Annotated in this window: 5 protein-coding genes; 2 read left to right on the top strand and 3 right to left on the bottom strand. The window is 50.1% G+C overall.

Features of this window, described 5'->3' with window-relative positions; all coding sequences use genetic code 11:
- The coding region (locus U9P07_00680; protein ID MEA2107924.1) for an aldehyde ferredoxin oxidoreductase N-terminal domain-containing protein at window positions 1–1,062 on the bottom strand (1,062 nt) is incomplete at its 3' end.
- 294 nt (window positions 1,063–1,356) lie between these two features.
- Between U9P07_00680 and U9P07_00675 the strand changes: the two genes are divergently transcribed.
- A complete protein-coding gene (locus tag U9P07_00675; protein MEA2107923.1) occupies window positions 1,357–2,769 on the top strand; it encodes a sigma-54 dependent transcriptional regulator in 1,413 nt (470 codons plus the stop codon).
- Window positions 2,770–2,817: 48 nt separating this feature from the next.
- On the top strand, window positions 2,818–4,392 hold the full coding sequence (locus U9P07_00670; GenBank protein ID MEA2107922.1) for an ATP-binding protein: 1,575 nt from the start codon (window positions 2,818–2,820) through the stop codon (window positions 4,390–4,392).
- A gap of 42 nt (window positions 4,393–4,434) precedes the next feature.
- Here the strand turns inward: U9P07_00670 and U9P07_00665 are convergent, their stop codons facing one another.
- Together U9P07_00665 and U9P07_00660 are read right to left on the bottom strand one after the other, a co-directional pair.
- Entirely contained in the window at window positions 4,435–4,959 is a 525-nt protein-coding gene (locus U9P07_00665; GenBank protein ID MEA2107921.1) for a menaquinol oxidoreductase, read from the bottom strand.
- Window positions 4,960–5,027: 68 nt separating this feature from the next.
- On the bottom strand, window positions 5,028–5,876 hold the full coding sequence (locus U9P07_00660; protein MEA2107920.1) for a HAMP domain-containing protein: 849 nt from the start codon (window positions 5,874–5,876) through the stop codon (window positions 5,028–5,030).
- Window positions 5,877–6,106: the final 230 nt, after the last annotated feature.

Below are 6,106 nucleotides of genomic sequence, written 5' to 3'. Positions count from 1 at the left end.
CACTGCCGTTTCAATGGTATCGATCCCCATATCATCCATCAGGTGGTCGGCTTCCGCCAGAACATCCAGATCATCAATACAGCAGCCGGCACCCATGGCCCAGATTGATTCATATTCAAATCCCGAGGTCACGTACTTGCCGTCCTTATCCACAAAAACCTGGGAACACTGGATGACGCAGCCGGGATGACAACCATGACGGGGTTTGCCACCCCGGGCATCGATCAATTCACGCATCTTTTCGCCGCTGATCTTATCATGGCCATCAAACTGACCATAACGAAAGTTTCTGGTGGGCAGTCCACCCACTTCATTGACAATATTAATCAGGATATCCGTGCCATATTCGGGCAGGGCCTCGCCGGAAACCGGATGATCATGGAGGGCTTTGACGAATACTTTGGCCGCCGCCTTAAATTTTTCTTCGTCCACCAGGGCCACGGTTTTCGGCGCCCCAGCCGGATCGATAAAAATATACTTGATCTTTTTCGATCCCATCACCGCGCCCAGACCGCCCCGGCCCAGGCTGCGCAATTTCCCATCGGGATCCATGACCGAAATATTGGCCGCCGCCATCCGGTTTTCTCCCGCCTGGCCGATAGTCAAGACACCGACACCAGCAGGCAAAGAATCCACCACCTCGAAATTGCCCTTGCCTGCCAAGGCCGTTTCTTCGCTGATCGTCACCCCTTGGGTACTTACTCTCAAGCTGTAAAAAATATCTTTCTGCGGCAACCCTTCAATAATCAGGGCCTTGATGCCCATGCGGGCCAGCAGCTGTGAGGCCGTTCCGCCGGCATTGCTTTCCTTGATGGTGCCGCTCAACGGGCTTTTAGCCCCGGCCGACAGCCGCCCCGAATTCGCCGCCCGGGTACCGGACAGCAGTCCGGGAGCAAAAACCAGTTTATTGTATTTCCCCAGCGGCTGGCAGGTGGGAGGCACCTCGGTGGCAATAATGGTTGACGTCAACCCACGGCCACCCAGGCCCAGCCAGTCAGTCGGAACATCTTCAATACTGACGGTCAAATCCGTCATGTTAACCCGAAAAATTTTATCCGCCATCATCACACCTCCATTCGCTAAAAAGCTCTTTCGTAAACCTCATGACAACCACCACCTCAATCGACAAGCATATGACTATAGGCTGGCAAAGATGTACCACATTGTCAAGGAAAAGTTGTGAAATATTGTCAACAAATAGAACCGCCCGGTACAATCTTTTTTATGCAATCTTTTTTGTTGACAAAAATCATAGCAAAGTATAACTTTTCACAATGGTCTTCTGGAATGTAAAAGTTCACAATTGTATGATAAAAATAACATGAGTGGTGTTATGGTCTTACCAGGAGTAGAGACATGACAGGCATAAAGGTTCTTGTAGTCGATGATGAAGAGGTGATCAGGAAAGGCATCTGCCGGGTCATGGAAGGCAGGGGCTACCAGGCAGAGTCCTCTGAAAGTGGCTTTGGGGCCATAGAAAAGCTCCAGAAAGCACCATTTAACATCGTTATCACGGATCTTAAAATGCCGGGGATGGATGGCATCGAGGTCCTGAAGGCCATAAAAATCCTGCAGCCGGATGTTCCGGTTATCATCATCACCGGCTATTCCACTGTAGATACCGCCGTGGAGGCCATGAAAAATGGGGCTTTTGATTATATTGCCAAACCTTTCACACCCGAGCAGATCATCGATATGGTCGAAAAAGCGCTGGAACAGCGAACCGTTCAGATGCAGCGGGCCCATCCAGCAGTTGGACAAAACCTGAACGGTTTTGAGATCTTTGTCGGTGAAAGCAAAGCGATGCAGAAGGTATATAGCAGAATCAAGCAGGTCGCTCCCACTGACAGTACGGTCCTTATCACCGGTCAGAGTGGAACGGGTAAGGAACTGGTTGCCAGGGCTATTCATAAAAACAGCATGCGCTGTAATAAGCCCTTTGTCGCCGTCGATTGCACATCCCTGGTGGAGAACCTTCTGGAAAGTGAGCTATTCGGACATGTCAAGGGCTCCTTCACCGGGGCAATACAGACAAAAACGGGTCTGTTCAAGGTCGCTGACGGAGGAACTCTTTTCCTGGATGAGATTTCCAACATCAGTCTGGCCACCCAGAGCAAACTATTACGGGTCCTCCAGGAGTTTAAAATAACCCCCATCGGGGGAACCAAACCCATTCCCATTGACATCCGTCTCATAACCGCCACCAACAAAGATCTGAATGAGATGGTCAACGAAGGGCTTTTCCGACAGGATCTCTTCTTCAGGCTGAACATCATCCCTATTAACCTGCCTCCCCTGATTGATCGAGAAGGTGATCTTCCCCTTCTCATCGGACATTTCCTGAAAAAATTCTCCGAGGACATCGGCAAGGACATCCAGGGAATGTCATCGGCCGCCATGTCCATCCTGACGCGGCATCCTTTTACCGGTAATGTCAGAGAGCTGGAAAATATCATCGAAAGAGCGGTCGTGCTCACCCACAACAAGCTTATCCAACCAGAAGATCTGGAAATTCAGTCCACCACCAACGATTCTCCTGAAGAAATTATTGAGGATCCCGTTCCCCAGAGTGCCGAAAGCCTGAAGGAGGCCAAGAGAGAGGCCAGGGAAAAAGCGGTCGAGCCGGTTGAACACGCATTCCTTATTCAGGCTCTTGAACGAAACAACTGGATTGTCACCCAGGCAGCCAAGGATGTCGGGATGTTGAGGCCCAATTTTCAGGCATTGTTGAAAAAACACGATATTTCTGTGAGAGATCATTCTGAATAGCAGGCATCTTCCCCTGGAGTTCTAACTGGGGGAGAGGAGGAAACAGGCATGAGGCTGAAACTGATCGTTCAGATCTCGCTGATTACGGGAATCGTCCTCTTGTTTACCTCGGCCCTCTTCGGTTTTTTCAATATATCCATCCTCAAGCAGGCCTTCCTTCAAAGCGCGGTATCAGACCTCGATCATCTGGGCGAGACCATCTTCAGAGCTGTATTTCATCAGATGCTGGAAAACAACCGGAATCAGATACAAGTTACAATTGAGGAGATGGGCAAACAGAAGGGGATCGAGCGTATAAGGATCCTTAACCAGGAGGGGATGATAGCTTTCTCTACCCAAAGCAGCGAAATTGGCACCAATCTTGACAAGGAACAGGCTCCGGCATGTATGGGCTGCCATAATGGTGATATGTCCCGGAAAATGTTCCAGGATATATCCAGGGAAAAACCTTGCCCCTTGCCCCGAAGCGGAATGTTCCTTGACCGTAATGAAAAAAAGGTTCTCGGCCTGACCAGACCCATATATAACGAGAAGACCTGCTGGACGGGTGCATGCCATGCCCACTCTCGGGATACAGGTTTTCTGGGCCTTCTGGACATTACCATTTCCGCTGATCCCATGTTGTCGATGATCAGCAATTATCGCAACAATACCCTCATTCAGATCATTTTTCTGATCCTCTCCATCTCGCTCTGCCTGACCCTGCTCACCAAGAGACTGATCATCCAACCGGTTCACACACTGCTGGAGCACACCCGGGCTGTCGGCAAGGGAAATTGGCCCCTTATCAAATCAGTGCCGGGGGACGAATTGGGAGAACTCGCTGAGGCATTCAACGACATGACCGTCAAACTGAAAAAAGCTCAGGATGAACAGGATGAATGGGCGGCGACGCTGGAGACCCGGGTGGAGAAGCGCACACGCAAGATAAAGGAGATGCAGTCCGTTTTACTCCGCTCGGAAAAACTTGCCTCCCTCGGGGAACTCGTCGCGGGGATCGCCCATGAGCTCAATAATCCACTTACGGGGGTCATGATCCATGCCTCTCTCATTGCCGAGGATCCACATTTGGACGATGGTCTGGTGGAGGATTGCCAAACTGTTCTTCATGAGGCAAAGCGCTGCTCCAAGATCGTCAAGGAACTGCTGGACTTCGCCAGGGTCTCCGATCCACAAAAGGTAATGCAGCCGGTTAGAAAACTCATTGATAAAACAACCGCCCTGATCGAACACCATGCCGATTTCAGAAACATCAAAATAATCAAGGAGTATGACCCTGAGCTTCCGGAAATATCGATGGACGCTTCTAAGATTGAACAGGTTCTCGTTAACGTGATGATCAATGCAGGCCAGGCTATGTCGCAGGGGGGAGAGCTGAGCATAAGGACGGGGATGAATGCATCAAAGAACCACATCACTATCCGAATCGAGGATACCGGCTGCGGTATTCCGGAAGAAAACATAGAAAAACTTTTCGATCCCTTTTTCAGCACCAAGGGACACAAGGGCACCGGCCTGGGTCTTTCGGTCTCCTACGGAATCATCCAGTCCCATGGCGGTGATATCGAGGTTGAGAGCACGCCGGGTAAGGGAACAGCTTTTACCATTATTCTACCCATGTGAGATCTCAGATCTTTTACTCTTGACGGCTTCGTAACAACTCCATCACTTTTTCAATGACGTCAGTATCTTCTCTTCCTCCCTTATGGCTTCACTGCAGCCGGACCAGACCCGATAGTTCTCAAGACCAAGAATCGTCAGGCCGGCGATGAACACCGGCCAGAAATTATCCCGCAGCACACCGGCATAGTAATAGAACAGATAAAATGCAGAAAGATAGCCGATGTGCGACCAACCCCGAAAACGACGGGGGCCGGTGTTCATATGGCCCAATATAAGGATAAGGGCAGAAAAGGCGTAGACGATCAGCGCCACACTGATGAGGGAGGTAGGAGGGGATCCACCCAGAAGCTGCCTCGTTTTTTCTGATATGGGAGGGAGAAAGCGGAAATCGACCACCGCCCCAAGACTGACCAGAAAAAACAGGGCCATCCACAATTTACCATAGTTTATTTGTTTCTTAAGGTAGCGGATTCGATCCTGAATCTCTTTGCGCCGCAAGTCCGGGCCCGGCACTACCCCGTCCGGAGCCAAGTGTTGACTTTGTCTCTGCTTCCGCCGTAAAAACACTCAACCCCCCATTTAGTCCGAGGACTTCCATAAGGTTCCCAAGCCTATCTCCCGAGAAATAAACCAAATCATTCACCTTTTCCATTGGACATGTTATCAGCTTTCCTGATTTTTTTCAATTCCGTTTCAGCAAGATCTTTTTCTGATGCCATGTCAAGATAGATCTGTCCAAGGGTTTCGATCTCTCTTATCCCCTTGGGGAAATCATTATCCAGCTTTCCTCCGGAAACCTTTTTCACATAATCTATCAACTGGTCGATGGGCAGCAGCAGGTTTCGTTTGAGGAGGGCACTGACCCCGCCCACGGATAATATTAAAACCATTAAGCAGAAGGCTGTCATTTTCCAGCGCAAGGCCAGCAGGCAAGAGTCCATTGAATCGGTCGACAGACCGATGTCCAGGGTTCCGAGAACTTTCTGGTGGGCGGGGTGAAAGTGACAGTCACCCGCGGAGCAGTGTTCATCGTTGTATATCGGCGCAGTGATGGCCAACACACTGTGGTTCCTGGCATTGACGAAGTGCCTAGCCAGCTGCATGGAGCCCAAACGCACCTTAGGTTCGGAACCGCTGTGGCACTCGATACATCCGGCTGTGGTTTTGTCGACGACTTGATTTAACTCCCCAGACTGCGAGGAGAACATGATAACCCCCTCTTTATTGAAAATACGCAGATGCTCGATTCCCTCCTGAGCTCCGATGCTGTCAATAACTTGGCAAAGGCTTTCCCGGTCATCCGTCATCATGGTGTAGCGGGTTGAACGAACGACGGTATCGGCAAGGCTGGTCTCCTGCCGTACCGCGTTTCTCATAAAATCCTCTTTAATGGCAGAATACAGAAAGAAGCTGCAGACAATCACAAAACCAGTCAGGGAAAGCGCCACCGGGACGATTGCTTTAGAAGCAAAGTTGTTGAACATATTCAGAATCCTCCTTTCCGGCCTTCCGGTTCTCAATCCCGAAGTATTTTTAAAGCACTCCTGTGGGCTGGTGCTCGGGTTGAACTATGTTAGAATCAGCTTACTTTTCCGGCTCTGTTTTCCACGAATACAGAATTGGGAGCCGATAAAGTATAAAGCGATAGACCACCACAAACAGGAAAAATACAGTCACGGTTATGATCATTTCCAACGGATGGGGGATTTCCTGG

This window comes from Pseudomonadota bacterium (assembly GCA_034660915.1).
GTDB lineage: Bacteria > Desulfobacterota > Anaeroferrophillalia > Anaeroferrophillales > Anaeroferrophillaceae > DQWO01.
The sequence above is the reverse complement of the archived record's forward strand: the minus strand, read 5'-3'. Positions and strand labels throughout refer to the sequence as shown.

Excerpts from the sequence above, each read along its gene's own strand:
- U9P07_00675 (MEA2107923.1), top strand. The coding sequence starts at position 1,357 with ATGACAGGCATAAAGGTTCTTGTAGTCGATGATGAAGAGGTGATCAGG.
- U9P07_00670 (MEA2107922.1), top strand. The coding sequence starts at position 2,818 with ATGAGGCTGAAACTGATCGTTCAGATCTCGCTGATTACGGGAATCGTC.
- U9P07_00660 (MEA2107920.1), bottom strand. The coding sequence starts at position 5,876 with ATGTTCAACAACTTTGCTTCTAAAGCAATCGTCCCGGTGGCGCTTTCC.